The sequence below is a fragment of the Pseudomonas sp. WSY_20 genome (assembly GCF_043104335.1).
Lineage (GTDB): Bacteria > Pseudomonadota > Gammaproteobacteria > Pseudomonadales > Pseudomonadaceae > Aquipseudomonas > Aquipseudomonas parafulva_B.
Genome location: NZ_JBICKP010000017.1, coordinates 40,771 through 62,595, shown reverse-complemented (window position 1 = coordinate 62,595; position 21,825 = coordinate 40,771). Strand labels below are relative to the sequence as shown.

Sequence of the window (21,825 nt, the reverse complement as noted above, 5' to 3'; positions counted from 1 at the left end):
GCCTGCCTTCACCGACAGGCCCGGCACCACGCGATCGGATCATAACGGTGCGCTATCAACCCAGCCGGTGCCACTCGCGCTTGTCCCGGGCCAGCAGTTCGCCGCCCGCCTGCGGGCCATCCTGGCCGGCCTCGTAGTCATGCACTTCCCCGCCCTGGGCCCAGGCATCGAGAAACGGCTGGACGGCGCGCCAGCCGTTCTCGATGTTGTCGGCACGCTGGAACAAGGTCTGGTCGCCCGTCAGGCAGTCATAGATCAAGGTCTCGTAGCCGGTGGCCGGGGTCATCTTGAAAAAATCCTTGTAGGCAAACCCAAGCTCTACGTTCTCCATGACAAGCTCCGGCCCTGGCCGTTTGGCCTGCAGGTCGAACCACATGCCTTCATTGGGCTGGATCTGAATCTTCAGGTAATTGGGCTTGGGCCTTTGCAGCGCGGACTCACGGAACTGGGCATACGGCGCCGGCTTGAAGCAGATGGCGATTTCCGTATCGCGCACGCTCATGCGCTTGCCGGTGCGCAGGTAAAAGGGCACACCGGCCCAGCGCCAGTTATCGATCATGATCTTCATGGCCACGAACGTTTCGGTCTGGCTGTCAGGCTCCACCTTGGTTTCCTGACGGTATCCCGGCACGTTCTTCCCATCCAGGGTGCCGGCTACGTACTGGCCCCGAACCGAGTTCTTCAACGCCATCTTGGTCGACCACGGGCGGATCGCGCCGATCACCTTGGCCTTCTCCCCGCGAACCGCGTCAGCGGCAAACGCCGCAGGCGGCTCCATGGCCACCATCGCCAGCAGCTGGAACAGATGATTGGGCACCATGTCGCGCATCGCACCGGTGCTGTCATAGAACGCACCGCGGGTTTCGACCCCTACGGTTTCAGCGGCGGTGATCTGCACATGGTCGATGTAGTGATTGTTCCAGAACGACTCGAACAGCCCATTGGAGAAACGGCTGACCAGGATGTTCTGGACGGTCTCCTTGCCCAGGAAATGGTCGATCCGGTAGATCTGACGCTCGCCCATTACGTTCAGCAGACAAGCGTTGAGCGCCTCGGCGCTGGCAAGGTCGTGGCCGAACGGCTTCTCGATGACCACCCGGCGAAACCCGCCGCCCGACTCGTCCAGCAACCCGGCCTCCCCAAGGCGTTTGGCCACTTCTGGGAAAAACCGTGGAGACGTCGCCAGGTAGAAAATCGCGTTGCCATGGCTGGTCTTGTCGATGCGCTTGGCAATAGCCTCATAAGTCGCAGCGTCGAGAAAGTCCCCGGTCTGGTAGTCCAGGCGCTTGGCAAGGCTGGCCCAGAGCTTTTCGTCCAGGTTCGCCGGGGCACCCTCTGCGCCTTTGTCGCGCTCGGCCATGAACGCGTGCAAGCGTTCAGCAAATGCCTCGGCACTGACCGCGTTGTGGTCGACACCCACGATGCGCAGGTCTTTATCGAGCAGGCCGTCGCGGCTGAGGTTGTAGAGTGCGGGCATCAGCAGGCGCTTGACCAGGTCGCCATTGGCACCGAACAGGAACAACGTGCAGGGTGGAGCAGCAGGCGTTGCCGGTTTTTTGCTCATTCAGGTTTCTTCTCGACGTGTCCACCGAACCCAAGGCGCATGGCCGAGAGAATTTTGTCGCCATAAGTGCCTTGTTGCTGTCGCGAACGAAAACGCGCGAACAGTGCACTGGACAGCACCGGAACCGGCACCGCCTGCTCGACGGCCGCATCGATGGTCCAGCGCCCTTCCCCGCTATCGGACACCGAGCCGCTGAACTGAGCCAACTGCGGGTCGGCCACCAGTGCGTCGGCGGTCAGGTCCAGCAGCCAGGACGTGACCACGCTGCCACGGCGCCACACCTCGGCGATCTCGGCCACGTTCAGGTCAAAGCGCTGGTCCTCAGGCAGCTCGGCACCGCCTTTGCTGCGCAGCAGGTCGAAGCCTTCGGCGTAAGCCTGCATCAAGCCGTATTCGATACCGTTGTGCACCATCTTCACGTAATGCCCTGCGCCCGGCGGGCCGGCGTGGATATAGCCATGCTCGGCGCGCTGGTGTTCACCGGTGCGCCCGTGGGTGCGTGGGATATCACCGACACCGGGTGCGAGCGCTGCAAACAGTGGCTCCAGACGTTCGAACACGTCCTTTTCCCCGCCGATCATCATGCAGTAACCACGCTCCAGCCCCCATACCCCGCCGGAAGTACCCACATCCAGGTAATGCAGCCCACGCTGCGCCAGTTCTGCAGCGCGGCGCATATCGTCTTTATAGAAGGTATTGCCACCGTCGATGATCGAGTCGCCAGGTTCCAGCAAGTCAGCCAGCTGGGCAATGGTCTGCTCGGTAGGCGCCCCAGCGGGAAGCATGACCCAGACGGCACGAGGCGCCTGGAGTTTCTCGACCAGTGCGGCCAGGTCAGCCGCCCCCACGCTACCTTCGCCCTCAAGGGCGGTGATCGCTTGTGCGTTGCGATCGTGCACCACCGTGTGATGGCCGGCGAGCATAAGCCGCCTTGCAATGTTGCCGCCCATGCGGCCCAGCCCGACAATTCCCAATTGCATGAGCAGGTGCTCCCCTTCTGGAATGAGTGACGACGTTTCGCCTTTCAGGTTAGTCCAGTGGACTGCATGAGGGTTCAGCGACGGGCGGTGTGTTCATGTTCGTTCGCTGGGGCCGAAGTACCTTTCTCTTCGCCCGTTCGGGGCGCCAGAGGCATTCAGCAGCGCTGAATCAATCAGAGCGCTGTCATGCAGCACCGACCGCACCATTAAGGTGCAAGGCACTGGGCAAAGCGCCACTCGTCGCCTAGCGATCGTGTGTGTTCAACGCGCTCGGCATATGCGGCGGGCGAATGCCAACGTCTGCGTCTAGCACGCGGGCCGCCTGGAATGACCGTTCGGTCACATTTGTAATATTTCTCTCCTACACTCAGGTTCCGGCCCGCCATTTGCTCAATGGAAGAGCAACGGAAAAAAAGTCGAACTTTAAGGAAAGACGGCAGGTCAGGAACTAAGCAGGCCAGATGAAATGGGTTATTCCCACGCATGGCCCGCCCACCCCAACCAGTCCACTCGCCTTTTGGCCAGAATGCCGAATGCGCTGTGCCTGTGCGCACGACTCGGGGGCAAGGATTGCATTACGCAGAATTCGCAAAGAGAGAATCAACACGAAAGACCGCCGCGGTTTATCAGTGCCCGGCCAAGCTTAGGGACGGAGAGAAACAATGATCAGTGCCGCTGTCGCGACTCAAGTAGCTACCTTTACCTCGGAACATCGCGAACCGCTCATCCCGGAGCTCGCCAAGACAGGCAAGGCACCTCGCGCCCAGCGCCAGAACAACCCGAACAAACGCAAGATCCTTTTCGTCACCTCGGAAATCGCTGACCTGGTGAAGACCGGTGGCTTGGGCGACGTCTCCGCTGCGCTGCCACGGGCACTGGCGCACCTGCACGACGTGCGCGTGCTGATCCCGGGCTACCCGCAGGTCGTCGAAAGCGACAACCCCATCCACATCGTCGGCGAGCTGGGCGGCCACGCGGCCTTGCCACCTTGCAAGATTGGCCGGATGGACTTGCCCGACGGCCTGGTGATCTACGTGTTGATCTGCCCGGAGCTCTACCAGCGCCCTGGCACGCCCTACGCAGCAGAAAACGGTCGCGACTGGCCGGACAACCATATCCGTTTCGCCCGCCTGGGCCTGGCGGCTGCAGAAATCGCAGCCGGTGAAGGCATGATCCACTGGAAACCGGAGATGGTGCATGCCCATGACTGGCCAGCGGGCCTGGCCCCTGCGTACATGCACTGGCGCGGCTTGAGTACGCCGACCCTGTTCACCATTCACAACCTGGCGTATCAAGGTGTCTACAGCCGTGGCTGCAGCCCGGAGCTGGCCATTCCCGACCATGCCATGCAGCAGGAAGGCATGGAGTTCTACGGCAAGCTCTCCTTCCTGAAAGCTGGCCTGGCCTACTCCAGCCACATCACCACGGTCAGTGCCACCTACGCCCAGGAAATCACCACGCCCGAATTCGGCTGCGGCCTGGACGGTTTCCTGGCCAGCAAGGCGCAACAAGGGCTGTTGGGCGGCATTCCCAACGGTATCGACGAAAGCTGGGATGCGGCGACCGACAAGCACCTGCAGCATAATTTCAGCATCAACGACTGGGAGGGCAAGGCGCGTAATGCCCAGGCGGTGCGCGAGCTGTTCCAGCTGGACCCTTCCGAGGGGCCGCTGTTTGCCGTGGTCTCGCGCCTGGTCTACCAGAAAGGCCTGGACCTGACCCTGGGCGTTGCCGAGTACATCGTCGAGCAAGGCGGCCAAATTGCAATCATCGGCCGCGGCGAACCCGAGGAAGAGCAGGCCATGCGCGAACTGGCCCTGCGTCATCCCGGCCGCGTTGGTGTGCGCATCGGCTTCAACGAAACCGATGCACGCCGCATGTTCGCCGGCAGCGACTTCCTGTTGATGCCCTCGCGCTACGAGCCCTGTGGCCTGAGCCAGATGTACGCCCAGCGTTTCGGCTCGCTGCCCGTTGCGCGCAAGACCGGCGGGCTGGCCGACACCATCGAGAACGGCGTTACAGGTTTCCTGTTCGATGAATCGACGGTGGAAAGCTACCGCGAGGCGCTCAGCCGGGCGTTCTACATCTACCAGAAAAAAGACCTGCTCAATGCCATGCGCTGCCTGTCCATGACCCAGCCATTCAACTGGTGCCAGGCAGTGGAACCCTACGCACGCCTGTACGAAGACCTGGTCAAGCAAGCCCAGCTGGCTCATTACTGAAGAGAGGTCGAAGATGCAAAGGCATGGCGCACACTTAGAGGACGCCACGTCGGCGCGCTTCGCCCTCTGGGCACCCGACGCGCGCAGCGTGAGTGTGGAATTGCAACACCAGGAAGCCGTCGCCCTCGCCCCCGAGGCCGATGGCTGGTTCACCGGCACCGCCCCTGCCAAGCCAGGGGACTTGTACCGCTACTGCATCAATGGCGAGCTTCGCGTTGCTGACCCTGCATCGCGCTTCCAACCCGAAGGCGTTCATGGCCCCAGCCAGGTCGTGAACCTGGGCGGTTACGCCTGGCAGCATTGCTGGCAAGGCCGCCCCTGGTACGAAGCGGTGATCCAGGAGCTGCATGTGGGCGTACTTGGTGGCTATGAAGGCGTGGCAAGCCATCTGCAACGTATCGCCTCGACCGGCATTACCGCCATCGAACTGATGCCAATCAGCCAATTCCCAGGTACCCGCAACTGGGGCTACGACGGCGTGCTGCCTTATGCAGCGCAGCACAACTACGGCACTCCTGAGCAACTGTGCAGCCTGGTGGACCAGGCACACGGCCACGGGCTGATGGTGATGCTCGATGTGGTCTACAACCACTTCGGCCCGGATGGCAACTTCCTGCATGAGTACGCCAGCTCGTTCTTCCGAGAGGACCGCCACACTCCCTGGGGGGCCGCCATCGACTTCCGGCGGCCGGAAGTGCGCGAATTTTTCATCCAGAACGCGCTGATGTGGATATGCGACTACCGCATCGATGGCCTGCGACTCGATGCGGTACATGCCATCGACCAGCCGGACTTCCTCGAGGAGCTGGCCCAGCGTGTGCGCGAGGCCGTCGAGCCGGGTCGACACGTCTGGTTAGTGCTGGAAAACGAACACAACCAGGCTTTCTTGCTTGAACAAGGCTTCGACGCGCAGTGGAACGATGATGGCCACAACGCGCTGCACGTGTTGCTGACCAATGAAACCGAGGGTTACTACGAAGACTACAAGGACGACCCGATCGGCAAGCTGGCGCGCTGCCTTGGCGAGGGCTTCGTGTTCCAGGGCCAGCCCAACCGCCACGGCGAACCACGCGGCGAACCCAGCGGCCACCTGCCGCCCAGCGCCTTCGTGCTGTTTTTGCAGAACCACGATCAGATCGGCAACCGCGCCATGGGCGAGCGCCTGACCCGGCTGACTTCGCCTGCGGCCCTGCGCGCAGCGACCGGGCTGTTGCTGCTAAGCCCCATGATTCCCTTGCTGTTCATGGGCGATGACGACGGTAGCCGTGCACCCTTCCTGTTCTTCACCGATTTTCATGATGAGCTCGCTGATGCGGTGCGCGAAGGCCGGCGCGGTGAGTTCGAACATTTTGCCGCCTTTGCCGACCCCGAAAAGCGCGCGCGTATACCCGACCCCAACGCCGAGCAGACCTTCCACGCCTCCAGGCCTGACCCGCAGGACGTGATTGCCGGCTGGCATGGGCTGTACCAACAGCTGCTCACGACGCGCCGTCAGCACCTGGTCCCACGCCTGCCCGGTACCCGCCCCCTGGGCGCCGAGGTGTTGGCTGACAAGGCACTGACTGCACGCTGGCAGCTGGGCGATGGCAGCACATTGCGCATCGACCTAAACCTGGGCGACCAGTCTCTGCACCTGGAGGCTGCGCCTGCCGGCAGCTGCCTTTTCGACAGCGGCGACAAGGCGCACGCCGGCTCGACGCTTTCGCCCTACAGCTGCGTGGTCACCCTGCTACCCCCCAGACCAGAAGATGCAATGAGCGATTCCCTGCTTCACCGGCTCGCTCAGCGCGCGGGCCTTGCCCGCGACTGGGTGGATGCCAACAACAAACCGCAGCAAGTGACCGATGAGGTACTGCGCAAACTGCTTGAAGCCCTTGGCCATAGGGCTAGCGACGAGGCGCAATTGCAGGACAGCCTGTCCAGGCTCGAACGTAGCGACGACGCACAACACGTTCCGCCGCTGCTCACTGCCGACCAGGGCAAGCCGCTCGACCTCTCGCGGTATTTCCCAGCGCAGGCCGGCGTGCGCGGACAGTTGGAAGATAGCAGCAGCATCGACTTGCAGCTTGATGCCCAGGCCCACCTGCCAGGTGATTTGCCGGTCGGCTATCACCAACTGGAGGTGGCCCAGCACCGCTTTACGCTCGCTGTCGCCCCGTCCGCTTGCCCATCGCTGCATGACTTGGTTCAGGCGGCCCCCGCGCGCTGCTGGGGCTTGTCGGCGCAGCTCTACAGTCTGCGCCGCCCAGGCGATGGGGGCTACGGCGACTGCATGGCCCTCGAGCAACTGGTACGCAGTGCCGCTGAACGGGGCGCCGATGCAGTGGCGATCAGCCCTATCCATGCCTTGTCGGCCTTCGATCAGCAGCACTATAGCCCCTACTCGCCATCGAGCAGGCTGCTGCTCAATACGCTTTACGCAAGCCCGGCGGCCATCCTGGGTGAGCGCACCGTGCGCCTGGCTATCGAGGCCTGCCACCTGGAGCAGACACTGACCTCGCTCGAGCAAGAGCCTTTGGTGGACTGGCCGCGCGCAGCCGATGCCCGGTACAAGCTGCTGGACGCGCTTTACCAGCACTTCAGCCAAGGCGATCACCCGCAACGCGCCGATTTCGAAAGCTATCGCCAGGCCGCAGGCGAGGCGCTGGAGCACCATTGCCGTTTTGAAGTACTGCAAGCCGAGGCGGTCGACAAAGGCCATGGCGCTGATTGGCGCAACTGGCCAGAGGCGTGGCGCGACCCATTCGGGACCGAAGTCCGCGCCTTGGCCGAAAGTTATCCGGCCAGGGTGGAGTTTCACGCGTTCTGCCAATGGCTGACCGAGCGCAGCCTGCAGCGCGCCCAGGAGGCTGCCAAAGGCAGCGGCATGGTAGTGGGCCTGATTGCCGACCTTGCCGTTGGCGCCGATGGCGCTGGCAGCCAGGCCTGGAGCCGCCAGGACGAACTGCTGGCCAACCTTACCGTTGGCGCGCCACCTGACATCCTCAATCGCTCGGGCCAGGACTGGGGCATCTGCGGGTTCTCGCCCGAAGGGCTCAAGCGCAACGGCTACCGCGCGTTCATCGAGATGCTGCGTGCGAACCTTGCCCACGCCGGTGGTCTGCGCATCGACCATGTGATGGGTTTGCAACGGCTCTGGCTGATCCCGCGCGGCTGCAAACCCAATGAAGGCGCCTACCTGTACTACCCGCTCGAAGACATGCTGCGCTTGCTGGCGCTCGAAGCCAGCCGCCACGGTGCAATCATCCTGGGTGAAGACCTGGGCACGGTACCGGACGGTCTACGCGAGGCCTTGGCGCAGAAAAACATCCTGGGCATGCGCGTGCTGCCCTTCGAGCAGACCTCCCCAGGCCAATTCACCCCCCAGCTACAGTGGCCCGACGACGCCTTGGCGACCACCGGCACCCATGACCTGGCGACCGTGGCAGGTTGGCTGACAAACCGCGACGTCGAATGGAGCCGGCGCCTGGGTTTGATTGATGAATCCACCGAGCAGCAATGGCGCGATGACCGCCGCAAAGAACACGACGGCTTGCGCCGCACGCTTGAAACCCACTATGGCCCGCTGAAGGACGACACTGCCGTGATCGATGCCGCGATTGGTTATGTAGGCCACACCAAAGCTCCGCTGGTGCTGGTCCCGCTTGAAGACCTGCTGGGTCTGGAAGAACAGCCGAACATGCCCGGCACCACCGAAGGGCATCCCAACTGGCGCCGCCGCTTTACCGAGGCGGCAAGCCACATGCTTGACGACAAGGATGCCGCACGGCGCCTGGAAGTGCTGGCGCAAGCGCGCGAGCAGGCATGGGAGCGCGACCGATGAAACCGCTTACCGCGACCCTGCGCCTGCAGTTCCACAGCGACTTTACCCTGGACCATGCCCTGCCGTTGGTGCCGTACTTTGCCCAACTGGGCATCAGCCACCTGTACGCCTCGCCGATCCTCAAGGCCCGCGCAGGTTCGCGCCACGGCTACGACGTCGTCGATCCTACCCAGGTCAACCCGGAACTGGGCGGCGAAGCGGCGCTCGAGCGCCTGGTCAAAGCGCTGCGCCAGCATGGCATGGGCCTGATCGTGGACACCGTGTCCAACCACATGGCCGTTGGCGGCGCTGACAACCCCTGGTGGCAGAGCCTGCTGGCCTGGGGGCGCCGCAGCCCGTATGCGGAGTTCTTCGATATCCAGTGGCACTCCACCGACCCGCTGCTCGCTGGCCAATTGTTGTTGCCGTTCCTGGGCAGCGATTACGGTGTAGCGCTGAAGGAAGGCCAGATCCCCCTGGAATTCGACGCCGACCAGGGGGTACTGCAAATCGCTCACTATGAGCACCGCTTCCCGATCTGCCCGGTCGATTACGGCTGGGTGCTGGCGCTCAGCGCTGACCCGACCCTGACCAGCCTGGCCGAACAGTTCACCGCCCTTGGCGAGTCCGCCACCCCGCTTGACGATGCCGCGCCGTTGCAAGCCGAACTGGCCCGTCGGGTGCGCGAAGGCGCCGACCTGGCCTCGGCCCTGGTGGCATTCGACAGCCGCAGCGAGGCCGGCTTCAAGCGCCTTCACCTGCTGCTCGAGCGTCAGACCTATCGCCTGGCCAGCTGGCGCACCGCTGCCGACGACATCAACTGGCGGCGCTTTTTCGACATCAATGAGCTGGGCGGTTTGCGGGTCGAGCGCCCGGTGGTGTTCGAAGCCACCCATGCCAAGCTGTTCGAGTTGATTGAACGCGGCCTGGTCGATGGCCTGCGCATCGACCACATCGACGGCCTGGCAGACCCACGCGGTTATTGCCGCAAGCTGCGCCGACGCGTGGACAGCCTGATGGCCAGCCGCCCACTGGACGCTGCCGTGGAGCACTTCCCCATCTACGTCGAGAAAATCCTGGGCGTCGATGAGCATCTGCACCGCGACTGGCTCACCGATGGCACCACCGGCTACGAGTTCATGAACCAGGTCTCGCTGTTGCAGCACGACCCGGCCGGTGAGGCCCCGCTGACCGAACTGTGGTCGACGGTCAGCGAGCGCCCCGCGTTTACCGAAGAAGTGCGCCTGGCGCGCCATCTGGTGCTCAACGCAAGCCTGGCAGGTGACTGCGAATCGGTGGCGCAAGCCCTGCTGCAGGTTGCGCGCAACGACCTGATGACCCGCGATTTATCCTTGGGTGCCATTCGTCGCGCCCTGCAGGCACTGGTCGCGCACTACCCGGTTTACCGCACCTACTTCAACGCGTGCGGCCGCCCGGCCGAGGATGAGGCATTCTTCCAGCAGGCCCTGGCCGATGCCCGCCAGGACCTGAGCGAGGCCGACTGGCCCTTGCTCGAGCAACTGGAAAAATGGTTGGGCGGCGAAGGTTGGCGCCAGCTGCCACCTGGCCGTACCCGCAAGCAACTGCGCCACGCCTGCGTACGCTTCCAGCAGCTGACGGCCCCCAGCGCGGCCAAGGCCGTCGAAGACACCGCGTTCTACCGCAGCGCAAGGTTGCTCTCGCGCAACGATGTGGGCTTTGAGGCCGAACGCTTCAGCGCTCCGCTGGAGCACTTCCACAACGAGGCTCAGCGACGCCTGCGGGACTTCCCGGACAACCTGCTGGCCACCGCCACCCATGACCACAAGCGCGGTGAAGACACGCGCGCCCGCCTGGCTGTGCTGAGCGAGCGCGGGCCTTGGCTGGCCAGCCGCATGGCGCACTGGCGCGAGCTGGCAGCGCCATTGCGCACACCGCTCGAGGATGGGCTGGCGCCGAGCCCTGGTGATGAAATGCTGCTGCTCCAGACCCTGTTGGGCACCTGGCCGTTGGGCCTTGCCGTCGATGACGGCCAAGGCCTTAAGCAATACGCCGAGCGTGTCGGTCAGTGGCAACAGAAAGCGCTGCGCGAGGCCAAGCTGCGCAGCAGTTGGAACGCCCCCAACGAAGCCTACGAAAAGGGCTGTGCTCGCTATCTCGAAGGCCTACTGCTGGAGGCCGATGCCCTGCCCCTGCGCACCTCCATCGCCGAGGCGGCGCAGCTGATCAGTTGCCCGGGTGCGCTCAACAGCCTGGTGCAGGCGTTCATGCGCATGACCGTGCCAGGGGTGCCTGATCTGTATCAGGGTAACGAATACTGGGACTTCAGCCTGGTGGACCCAGACAACCGCCGGCCCGTCGACTATCCCGCTCGACGCAGCACCTTGGCAGAGGCTGCGCCGCTCGACGCGTTGTTAAGCCACTGGCATGACGGCCGGGTAAAGCAGGCGCTGGTGGCCCGCGTGCTCGACTGCCGCATGGCCAACCCGGAGCTGTTCCGCCGGGGCAGTTACCTGCCGTTGACCGTCAAGGGGCGCCATGCCGACAAGGTCGTCGCCTTCGCCCGCTTGGGCGACGCACAACGCGCCGTGATCGTCGCGCCGCGCTTGGCCAGCGGTCTGCTGGGCGCGGCACAGAGCCCTCAAGTACCCCCACAGAACTGGGAAGATACCCGGGTCGTATTGCCGTTCGACTTCTCACCTGCCAATTCGACTGGACTTTTCGGTGGGGCCGTTGTCAGCCCTGTAAGAGAGTTGATGGTGTGTGCTGTGCTGTCGGACTTTCCAGTCAATCTGTTGATCGAAGATAACTAGCATTCAGGAGCGTCATATGAGTGTCGATGATAAACGCATACGCGAGTTTGCCTACCAGATCTGGGAGTCGGAAGGTAAGCCACACGGCGAGGAAGAACGTCACTGGGACATGGCCCGCAAATTGGCGGAAGCCGAAGCCAAAGCCCCTGGGGCCAAAGCCAAGGCCCCGGCCAAGCCAAAGGCGCCTGCCAAGCCCAAGGCCGCTGCTGCACCCAAGCCTCCAGCTGACCCTAAAGTCGCTGCATTGCCAGGGGTGAAGCCTGCGGCTTCGAAGAAGCCACGCGCACCGAAAAAGCCGACCGCTAGCTGAACCATCCACGGCCCTGCCGTCTTCAGCACCGCACTGGCACCGAGCACCTCGGTTGCCAGGCCTGATGACGACAAGGCCGTTGCAGTACCCAACCTTATTTTCCAGACAAGGCCATTCGAGGATTGCCATGAGCCCGCGCACCGCAAAGAAAACCCGCTCCGTTGCACCGTCGCGCATTCGCGAAGGCTTACCCTACCCCCTCGGCGCCACCTGGGACGGCCTGGGCGTGAACTTCGCCATCTTCTCGGCGAACGCCACCAAGGTCGAGCTGTGCGTATTCGACGCCACCGGCGAGAAAGAGCTCGAGCGTATCGAGCTGCCTGAATACACCGACGAGATCTATCACGGTTATCTGCCTGACGCGCACCCGGGCCTGATCTACGGCTATCGCGTGCATGGCCCTTACGAGCCTGAAAACGGCCACCGCTTCAACCCCAACAAACTGCTGATCGATCCCTACGCCAAGCAGTTGGTCGGTGAGCTGAAATGGTCCGAGGCGCTGTTTGGCTACACCATTGGCCACCCAGACGGTGACCTGTCGTTCGACGAGCGCGACAGCGCCCCCTTCGTGCCCAAGTGCAAGGTCATCGACCCGGCGTTCACCTGGGGCCGGGACAACCGTGTCCAAACCCCTTGGGATAAGACCGTCGTGTACGAGGCCCACACCAAGGGCATCAGCAAGCGCCACCCGGCCGTGCCTGAGAACCTGCAAGGCACCTTCGCGGGCCTGGCCAACGACGAGCTGCTCAAGCACATCAAGGACCTGGGCGTCTCCAGCATCGAGCTGCTGCCCATCCATGCATTCGTCAATGACCAGCACCTGCTCGACAAGGGCCTGAACAACTATTGGGGCTACAACACCATCGCGTTCTTTGCACCGCACCCAAGCTACCTGGCCAGCGGCAAGATCGCCGAATTCAAGGAGATGGTGGCGCACCTGCACGACGCGGGCCTGGAGCTGATCCTCGATGTGGTCTACAACCACACCGCCGAAGGCAACGAGATGGGCCCCACGCTCTCCATGCGCGGCATCGACAATGCGTCGTACTACCGCCTGATGCCCGACCAGAAGCGTTACTACATCAACGACTCGGGCACCGGCAACACCTTGGACCTGAGCCATCCGTGCGTCCTGCAACTGGTGACCGATTCGCTGCGCTACTGGGCAGGCGAGATGCATGTCGACGGCTTCCGCTTCGACCTGGCGACCATTCTGGGTCGCTACCACGACGGCTACAGTGAGCGTCACAGCTTCCTCGTAGCCTGCCGCCAGGACCCGCTGCTGCGTCAGGTAAAGCTGATTGCCGAGCCATGGGACTGTGGCCCAGGTGGCTACCAAGTGGGCAATTTCGCACCGGGCTGGGCTGAGTGGAACGACCGTTTCCGTGACACCGTGCGCGCTTTCTGGAAGGGCGACGAGGGCCAACTGGCCGATTTTGCCGCCCGCATGACCGGCTCTGGCGACATGTTCAACAACCGCGGCCGCAGGCCGTATTCGTCGGTCAACTTCATCACTGCCCACGACGGCTTCACCTTGCGCGACCTGGTGTCGTACAACGAGAAGCACAACGAGGACAACGACGAGAACAACCAGGATGGCACCAGCAATAACCTGTCCTGGAACTGCGGCGCCGAAGGCCCGACCGAAGATGCGGAAATCAACGCCTTGCGCATGCGCCAGATGCGTAACTTCTTCGCGACCCTTCTGTTAGCCCAGGGCACGCCGATGATCGTGGCCGGCGATGAATTCAGCCGTACCCAGCACGGCAACAACAATGCCTATTGCCAGGACAGCGAAATCGGTTGGGTGAACTGGGATCTGGATGAAGAAGGCCAGGCACTGCTGGCGTTCGTCAAGCGCCTGACCCGTCTGCGCCAGAAGTATCCGGTGCTGCGGCGTTCAAGCTTCCTGGTGGGCGATTACAACGAGGCAATCGGCGTCAAGGACGTGACATGGCTGGCGCCCGATGGCAACGAGATGAGCGTTGAACAGTGGGAAGACCCCAACGGTCGCTGCCTGGGCATGCTGATCGATGGTCGTGCGCAGGTCAGTGGCATTGCCCGTCCAGGTTCGGAGTCCACCGTGTTGCTGATCGTCAACGCCCACCACGATACCGTGCCGTTCAAACTGCCCAGCGTTCCAGAGGGCGAACACTGGAGCTGCGTGATGGATACAGACCGGCCACAACTGCGCAAACCCGAAGACCTGCCATTCGACAGCTCGTTTGACCTGACAGGGCGCTCGGTGGCGCTGATGGTGCTCCAGCACAGCGAAGATTGATGGCAAGCGCATACGTCACGCGCAATGCGTGACGTAGTCGTCACAGACCCGCCGGGCCATCTCAGACAGGGATTGCCCGGCGGGTTTTTTCTGGTGGTTCGACTGTTACCGCTTGAGCCTGCGGCAGGCACGCTCTACACCTTCAACCGGACTATGACGGCCGGCCAGTGCGGTAAAGCCACCGCGGGCAGAACGCCCGCGGGTAGCTGACGATCAGACCGGCTTGAGCACCAGTATCGCCAGCGGAGGCAGGTTCAGCGCCAGCGACAACGGCTGACCATGGCAGGGGGTCTGCTGCGAGGCGACCGTGCCCATGTTACCCACATTGGAGCCCGCATAGGCTTCGGCATCGCTGTTGAGCAGCTCCTGCCATTGCGTCCCGAACGGCACACCGATGCGGTAGCCCTCACGCACCACGGGCGTGAAGTTGGCAACCACCAGCACTGGCTCGCCCGCGCTGCTCCAACGCAGCCAGGCGAATACGCTGTTCTGCGCATCATCCCCGATCAACCACTGGAAGCCCTCGGGCTTGCAGTCCTGCTCATGCAGGGCAGGCACATCGCGGTACAGGCGGTTCAGGTCGCCCACCAGGCGCTGTACACCCTGGTGCTCCGGATACTGCAGCAGGTACCAGTCCAGCTGGTGGTCGTGGTTCCATTCGCGCCACTGGCCGAACTCGCAGCCCATGAACAGCAATTTCTTGCCCGGGTGCATCCACATGAAGGCCAGGTAGGCACGCAGGTTGGCGAACTTCTGCCAGCGATCGCCCGGCATCTTGTCGATCAGCGAGCGCTTGCCGTGTACCACCTCGTCGTGGGAGATCGGCAGGATGAAGTGCTCGGAGTAGGCGTATACCAGGCTGAAGCTCATCTCGTTATGGTGATGAGCACGGTGCACAGGGTCGTTCTGGATGTAGCTGAGCGAGTCATGCATCCAGCCCATGTTCCACTTGTAGTGGAAACCCAGGCCGCCCTCTTCGGTTGGCTTGCTCACGCCAGGCCAGGCCGTCGATTCCTCGGCAATGATCAAGGCACCCGGCGCTTCATGCGCCGCCACGCCGTTGAGGTGGCGGATGAAGTCGATGGCCTCGAGGTTCTCACGCCCGCCATGGCGGTTGGGCACCCATTCACCGGCCTTGCGCGAGTAGTCGCGGTACAGCATCGACGCCACGGCATCTACCCGCAGCCCGTCGATGTGGAAGTGTTTGAGCCAGTGAAGCGCCGAAGCCATCATGAAGCCCCGCACCTCGTTACGGCCGAGGTTGTAGATCAGCGTGTTCCAGTCCTGGTGATAGCCTTCGAACGGGTTGTCGTATTCGTAGAGGGCCGTGCCGTCGAAGCGCGCCAGACCATGTTCGTCCGTGGGAAAATGCGCCGGCACCCAGTCCAGGATCACGCCGATGCGTGCCTGGTGGCAGGCGTCGATGAAGGCGGCGAAGTCCTCTGCCGTGCCATAGCGCGACGTCGGGGCGAACATCGACAGGGGCTGGTAGCCCCACGAGCCGCCAAAGGGGTGCTCCATGATCGGCAGCAGCTCGATATGGGTGAAACCCAGCTCCTGCACGTAGGGCACCAAGCGCTCGGCCAACTCACGCCAATTGTAGAAACGCCCCACCTCCCCAGCTTCGTCCAGCTCGCAGCGCCAGGACCCGGGGTGCAGTTCGTAGATCGACAAGGGCGCGCCGTAGGCGTGGCGCTGGGCGCGCTCGTCCATCCACTGCTGGTCGCGCCATTCATGGGCTAGCGCACCGGCCACCTTGGAAGCGGTGCTGGGCGGCAATTCGGTGGCACGGGCCAAGGGGTCGGCTTTGAGCGGCAGGATCCCATCCTTGCCCAGCACCTCGAACTTGTAGGTCTCACCCACGCCCAGGCGTGGAATGAACAGCTCCCAGACCCCGGCACCGTGGCGCAGGCGCATCGGGTGCCGACGACCGTCCCAGTTGTTGAACTCGCCCACGACCGATACCCGGCGCGCATTGGGTGCCCATACCGAGAAGCACACCCCGTCCACCCCGTCGACTTGTGCCGGCTGGGCACCAAAACGCCCTGCCAGGTCCCGGTGATTGCCCTCGGCGAACAGGTGCAGGTCGATGTCGCCAAGCTGCGGGCCGAAGCTGTAGGGGTCTTCCGTGACTTGCTCGCCGCCAGCCCAGTTGATGTGCAACTGATAGGGAAGCGCCTCGTTCAGGCGCGCGGTGAACAGGCCAGGTATCGCGCCGGGCTGCATGTCAGCCAGTACGCGCTGGTCGTCGCGCGCCAGCACGCGGGCGCCCAGTGCATTGGGCAAGTAGGCACGGATGGTCACGCCCCCTGCAGGATCGGTGTGAGGCCCCAGCACCGCAAAAGGATCGGCGTGCTCGGCGCGCGCCAGGGCATCCAGGTCCCGTTGGCCAAGACCGCCGTTTTCACGCGTTGAAACGTTCATTCTGACTCTCCCCAGGTACTGATCAGTCCATGCAGGCCATGCAAAGGCACGGCCAGCCAGCTTGGACGGTTTTCGGCTTCATAAGTTATTTCGTATGCCGCTTTTTCCAGGCAGAACAGCTCAAGTGCCGCACGCTCGCCTTCGGCGTGTTCCCAGGCGTGGGGCATGGCCGCGGTGGCCAGGCCATAAGCCTCGATGAATGCATGCCGGGACTGGTGAAGGTACTGTCGGGCCACCCGCTGCCGAGCTTGTCGCGCCGGCTCGGAAAGGTCCACGGTGGAGGCGCTGCGCAGGATCATCGCAGCAGCATAGTCGAAAGAGCGCAACACACCGCTGACATCTTTGTACGGGCTGTGCTTGGCCCGGCGCTCTTCCAGTGGCCTGGACGGTTCCCCCTCGAAGTCGATCAGGTAGGCATCGCCTTGCACCACCAGCACCTGGCCCAGGTGAAGGTCGCCATGCACACGCATCAACAGGCCGCCCTGCGCCTGCTGTGCCAGTTCGGCCACGCGCTGGGCGAGCCCGTCGCGCTGCTGCTGCAAGTCATCGACCAATGCCTGACTTTCCGCGTCGAGCTTGTCACGGTGCTGCGTCAACAGATCCAGCGCATGGGTCAGCTCTGTGCTGATCTGTGCACTCCACCGCTCGCTGTCTTCGGCAGTGCTCGGATAAGGCGCGAAAGCCTCGTCATCGGTAGGTGCCGCGAGCATCAGGTGCATCTCGCCCAGGCGCTGGCCGAGCAGGGAAGCGAAGTCGCGCAGCTCGTTGACCGCGTCGGTGTGCGGTTCACCTTCGTTGCTGGAGGGCTGCATCTGGTCGCGAATGGCGCGCTCCAGGGTGTTCTGGGACCAGGCCCAGGCATCGCCCTGATTACTCAGATAGCCTTGGGCGATCATCAACAGGTGCGGTGCGCCATGGGCATCCTCGCGACTGACCCAGGCCAGCAACGGCGAGATGTTGGCAAAGCCGGCTGCGGTGAGATAAGCACTCATTTCAAGCTCTGGATGGATGCCTGCGTTGACCCGCCGGATCAACTTGAGCACCACCGAATCGCCCACCACTACCGAACTGTTGGACTGCTCGGCGCTCAAGTAGCGCACCGGGCTGTCATCACCCAGTGCCAGGCCAGCCAACTGTTCGGTGTGGTTGAAATGCAGCTCGCCCTGATCATTCCCACAGGACAAGCGCAGGCCTTCCTGACAGGCCTTGAGCACCGCGCGAACGAACGGCTCAAGCACAAAGGCATCGGTGATCAGGCCCACTTCATTGGCCCGTCGCACGCGCGACAAGGCCAACTGCTGCGGCAATGCCGTACTGATCTGCTCCTCGGGCAGCAGGCCGAACGGCAGCTGGTAGCGGCTTGTCACCCCGTCGCTGATCACCTCGATTTCACTGAGCAGCACGGGCGTGCCGGCCGTGGTCATGCGCACGCCATAGCTCAGGTCGACCTGATCAATAGGCCCTTCCTTGCCCGCGAACCAACGCCGCTTGGGCAGGTACTGGGGCAGGATGGTGGACTGCAGGGCGTCGCGTGAAGGCGACTCGAGCAGCTCTTCCAGACGTTTGCGTAGCACTAATGTAGTCAATTCCGGTAACCCCTCGGTAGGCTGGTTATGCCAGCTGGGCATGCGATCGTGGGCAGCCAGCACGAACCAGTAAAAGCCATAAGGCGGCAAGGTCAGCAGGAACGGCAGCTGCCCGATGGGCGGGAAGGCGCTGCCCCCGATCATTTCCACGGGGACCTTGTCGGCGTATTGGGACAAGTCCAGTTCCGCAGCCTGGGCTGCGCGGGACACGTTGGCGACACAGAGAATGACCTCGGTGTGGCCATCGGCATCGGTGAACTCCCGGATGTAGGCAAGGATGCGTCGGTTGCTGGGTGTCAGGGTGCGCAGCGTGCCGCGGCCGAAGGCTTTCTGCTGCTTGCGCACGGCGAGCAGGCGACGGGTCCAGTTGAGCAGTGAATGGGGATCGTGGCTCTGCGCTTCGACGTTGACCGTCTGATAGCCGTAGAGCGGGTCCATGATCGGTGGCAGCACCAGCCGCTGTGGGTCGGCGCGGGAGAAGCCGCCGTTGCGGTCAGGCGACCACTGCATGGGCGTACGCACACCGTCGCGATCACCCAGGTAGATGTTGTCACCCATGCCCAGCTCATCGCCGTAGTACAGCGTCGGTGTACCTGGCATGGACAGCAGCAGGCTGGTGAGCAGCTCGATCCTGCGCCGGTCGCGCTGCAGCAGCGGCGCCAGGCGGCGGCGGATGCCGAGGTTGATCCGGGCGCGGCGGTCTTCGGCGTAGTAGTTCCAGAGGTAGTCGCGCTCACGGTCGGTGACCATCTCCAGGGTCAGCTCATCGTGGTTGCGCAGAAAGATGGCCCACTGGCAGTTGGCCGGAATCTCCGGGGTCTGGCGCAGGATGTCGGTGATGGGAAAGCGATCTTCCATCGCAAGCGCCATATACATGCGAGGCATCAGAGGAAAATGGAACGCCATGTGGCATTCGTCCCCGTCGCCTTCGCCGAAGTAAGGGCGGGTGTCCTCCGGCCATTGGTTGGCCTCGGCGAGCAGCATGCGGTCAGGGTAATTGGCATCGATCTCGGCCCGGATCGCCTTGAGCACACCATGGGTTTCGGGCAGGTTTTCGTTGTTGGTGCCGTCGCGCTCGATCAGGTACGGGATGGCGTCGAGCCGCAAGCCATCGACGCCCAGGTCCAGCCAGAAACGCATCACGCCGATCACAGCCTTGAGCACCTGCGGATTGTCGAAGTTCAAGTCCGGCTGATGGGAATAGAACCGGTGCCAGAAGTACTGGCCTGCCACCGGGTCCCAGGTCCAGTTGGATTTCTCGGTATCGAGGAAGATGATGCGGGTGCCGTCGTATTTGTGGTCGTCATCGGACCACACATAGAAGTCACGGGCCTTGCTGCCACGTTTGGCATGGCGGGCACGTTGAAACCACGGGTGCTGGTCGCTGGTGTGGTTGATGACCAACTCGGTGATCACCCGCAGCCCGCGCTTGTGCGCCTCGGCAATGAAGCGGCGGGCGTCGGCCAAGGTGCCATAGTCCGGATGCACCGCCTTGTATTCGGCGATGTCGTAGCCGTCGTCGCGCCGGGGCGAGGGGTAGAACGGAAGCAGCCATAAGGTGTTTACGCCCAGCTCAGCGATGTAGTCGAGCTTGCTGATCAACCCGGCAAAGTCACCGATACCGTCGTTGTTGGCATCGAAGAAGGACTTGATGTGCAACTGGTAGATCACCGCATCCTTGTACCACAGCGGGTCGTCAATGAAGGCTGCCGGGCGGGTACGCTTGGCCATGTACCATTCCTCTGAATGCTTGATCGGTAAAAACCCGTCAGAGAGCGGGCGCGCCCGCTCTCTGACACGCTCAGCTGACTTTGCTGATTCGCCAGATACCGAATGGCTGATGCCAAGGCTCGATGCGCATGAACTGGGTCTTGCCGTACCACGACCAGCGATGACCATTCATCAGGTCCTCCCCGTGGGTTTCGGCACCGTCATCAAGGCCAAGCTCCCACAACGGCAGTTCGAAATGGGCCTCCTGGGCGTTGTGCGGGTCCAGGCTCACGGCGATGAGAATGTAATTGTCACGGGCGGGGGTGCGCTTTGCGAAATACAGGATGTTGTCATTCCAGCAGTTGAGCAGCGTCAGGCCCAGGTGGCTCTGCAGGGCCGGGTTCTGCCGGCGGATACGGTTGAGCTGGGCGATCTCGGCGATGATGTTGCCCGGTTGGGTAAAGTCTCGCGGGCGGATCTCGTACTTCTCCGAGTCCAGGTATTCTTCCTTGCCCGGCAGCCCTGCCGCTTCGCACAGCTCGAAGCCCGAGTACATGCCCCACAAGCTCGACCCCATGGTCGCCAGTGCGGCCCGGATGAGGAAGCCGGCCCGGCCATTTTGCTGGAGGAAGAACGGGTTGATGTCTGGCGTGTTGACGAAGAAGTTCGGCCGGTAGCATTGGCTCCACGGCGGCTGGTTGAGCGTTTCGAAATACTCGCTCAGCTCCTGCTTGGTGTTGCGCCAGGTGAAATAGGTGTAGCTCTGCGCATAGCCGACCTTGCCCAGGCGGGCCATCATGGCGGGCTTGGTGAACGCCTCGGCCAGGAACAACACGTCCGGGTATTGACTGCGCACATTGGCGATCAGCCACTGCCAGAACGGCAGGGGTTTGGTATGCGGGTTGTCCACCCGGAACGTTTTCACGCCCTCCTCCACCCAACCGGTGATCACATCACGCAGGGCGATCCACAGCCCAGGCACGGCATCGGGCGCGTAGAAGTCGACGTTGACGATGTCCTGGTACTTCTTCGGCGGGTTCTCGGCATAGCGGATGGTGCCGTCCGGGCGCCAGCTGAACCAGCCTGGATGTTCCTGGAGCCACGGATGGTCCTGGGAGCACTGGATGGCGAAGTCCAGGGCGATTTCCAGACCGTGCTGGGCTGCCGCCGATACCAGGCGACGGAAATCTTCACGCGTGCCGAGTTCGGGGTGGATCGCATCGTGCCCACCGTCGGCACTGCCAATGGCGTAGGGGCTGCCAGGGTCCCCCGGCTGGGCCTGCAACGAATTGTTCCGGCCCTTTCTGTGCTGCATGCCAATGGGGTGAATGGGCGGGAAATACAACACATCGAAGCCCATGTCGCGAATCATCGGCAGGCGCTGGTGCACATCGTTGAAGGTGCCATGACGCTGCGGATCATCGGTGATCGAACGGGGGAACAGCTCATACCAGCTGGCGAATTGCGCGGCCGGGCGGTCCACATCCAGCGGGTAATCGCAGCTGCGGGTCAGGTAGCTGCGGTGCTCGGCGGCGGCCATCATCTGCGATGCCTCGGCGCCCAGCAGCAGGGCCACTTGTTCATCCTCGGGCAGCGTCTGCAACGTGGCTTGCAGCGCCTGTAATTGCTCGCGCAAGGCGCCGCTGCTCAATTCAATGCCCTTGCCCAGCAGCAACCGCCCTTCCTCGAGTTCAAGCTTTACGCCGACGCCGGCATTGAACTTTTTCTCCAGGTCGTAGCAGTAGGTGGCGTAGGGGTCGATCCAGGCTTCGATGCTGAACACATGCGGCCCGATTTCAGTGGGGGTGAATTCTGCCAGCCACAGGTCATTGCCGGGCGAAGTCATGGGCACGCAATGAATGCGACGGCTACCGGCCTGGCACCAGTTCAACACCACAGCCATCCGGTCGTGGCCGTCGGTGAATACCTTGGTGCTGACCGAAACCGGCTGGTTGCTGATGGCCTTGGCGGCAAAGGCGCCGCCGTCGAGCACCGGCTGGGTGTCCTCTATGGCGATACGCGGTGCCATCAAGGCCTGGGACAGGCTGATGACCTGGTCCGGATGATCATTTGCCGTGGGCACGCTTTCGAAGGGCTCGTTCAAAGACATCAGGCCTTGCTCCCTGGGACTGGTGGCGGTAAGGATTGAGAGCG

The 21,825-nt window shown here is 63.0% G+C and carries 10 protein-coding genes and 1 pseudogene; 6 read left to right on the top strand and 5 right to left on the bottom strand.

Annotation, left to right across the window (positions count from 1 at the left end; genetic code table 11):
* Positions 1–55: 55 nt before the first annotated feature.
* Positions 56–1,564, bottom strand: a complete 1,509-nt coding sequence (zwf, locus tag ACF8E5_RS03370; protein ID WP_196127881.1) for a glucose-6-phosphate dehydrogenase — start codon at positions 1,562–1,564, stop codon at positions 56–58.
* Entirely contained in the window at positions 1,561–2,544 is a 984-nt protein-coding gene (gnd, locus tag ACF8E5_RS03365; protein WP_058639578.1) for a phosphogluconate dehydrogenase (NAD(+)-dependent, decarboxylating), read from the bottom strand. Before gnd ends, zwf begins: the two co-directional genes overlap by 4 nt.
* Before the next feature lie 662 nt (positions 2,545–3,206).
* Here gnd and glgA point away from each other — a divergent pair.
* The 6 genes and pseudogenes from glgA to glgX all read left to right on the top strand — a co-directional run bounded on the left by glgA (position 3,207) and on the right by glgX (position 13,951).
* The gene (glgA, locus tag ACF8E5_RS03360) at positions 3,207–4,766 is read left to right on the top strand and encodes a glycogen synthase GlgA (RefSeq protein WP_392474910.1); all 1,560 of its coding nucleotides are present in this window, start codon (positions 3,207–3,209) and stop codon (positions 4,764–4,766) included.
* Between the two features lie 13 nt (positions 4,767–4,779).
* A pseudogene (gene treZ, locus ACF8E5_RS03355) lies at positions 4,780–6,513 on the top strand (malto-oligosyltrehalose trehalohydrolase); the annotation flags it as partial.
* A 6-nt stretch (positions 6,514–6,519) separates the two neighbouring features.
* Positions 6,520–8,589 (top strand): 4-alpha-glucanotransferase, encoded by a 2,070-nt coding sequence (malQ, locus tag ACF8E5_RS03350; protein WP_145254942.1) that lies wholly within the window; start codon positions 6,520–6,522, stop codon positions 8,587–8,589.
* Positions 8,586–11,360: a malto-oligosyltrehalose synthase gene (locus ACF8E5_RS03345; protein ID WP_392474909.1), complete on the top strand. Its 2,775-nt coding sequence runs from the start codon at positions 8,586–8,588 to the stop codon at positions 11,358–11,360. The genes malQ and ACF8E5_RS03345 overlap by 4 nt, the downstream gene beginning before the upstream one ends.
* Before the next feature lie 16 nt (positions 11,361–11,376).
* Entirely contained in the window at positions 11,377–11,670 is a 294-nt protein-coding gene (locus tag ACF8E5_RS03340) for a DUF2934 domain-containing protein (RefSeq protein ID WP_058605048.1), read from the top strand.
* Positions 11,671–11,797: 127 nt separating this feature from the next.
* A complete protein-coding gene (glgX, locus tag ACF8E5_RS03335) occupies positions 11,798–13,951 on the top strand; it encodes a glycogen debranching protein GlgX (RefSeq protein WP_392474908.1) in 2,154 nt (717 codons plus the stop codon).
* A 213-nt stretch (positions 13,952–14,164) separates the two neighbouring features.
* On the opposite strand, the gene glgB is transcribed toward glgX, so the two are convergent.
* The 3 genes from glgB to ACF8E5_RS03320 all read right to left on the bottom strand — a co-directional run bounded on the left by glgB (position 14,165) and on the right by ACF8E5_RS03320 (position 21,781).
* Positions 14,165–16,375: a 1,4-alpha-glucan branching protein GlgB gene (glgB, locus tag ACF8E5_RS03330; RefSeq protein WP_326384186.1), complete on the bottom strand. Its 2,211-nt coding sequence runs from the start codon at positions 16,373–16,375 to the stop codon at positions 14,165–14,167.
* Entirely contained in the window at positions 16,372–19,692 is a 3,321-nt protein-coding gene (gene treS / locus ACF8E5_RS03325; RefSeq protein WP_392474907.1) for a maltose alpha-D-glucosyltransferase, read from the bottom strand. The genes glgB and treS overlap by 4 nt, the downstream gene beginning before the upstream one ends.
* 70 nt (positions 19,693–19,762) lie before the next feature.
* The gene (locus ACF8E5_RS03320) at positions 19,763–21,781 is read right to left on the bottom strand and encodes an alpha-1,4-glucan--maltose-1-phosphate maltosyltransferase (RefSeq protein WP_392474906.1); all 2,019 of its coding nucleotides are present in this window, start codon (positions 21,779–21,781) and stop codon (positions 19,763–19,765) included.
* Positions 21,782–21,825 lie beyond the last annotated feature (44 nt).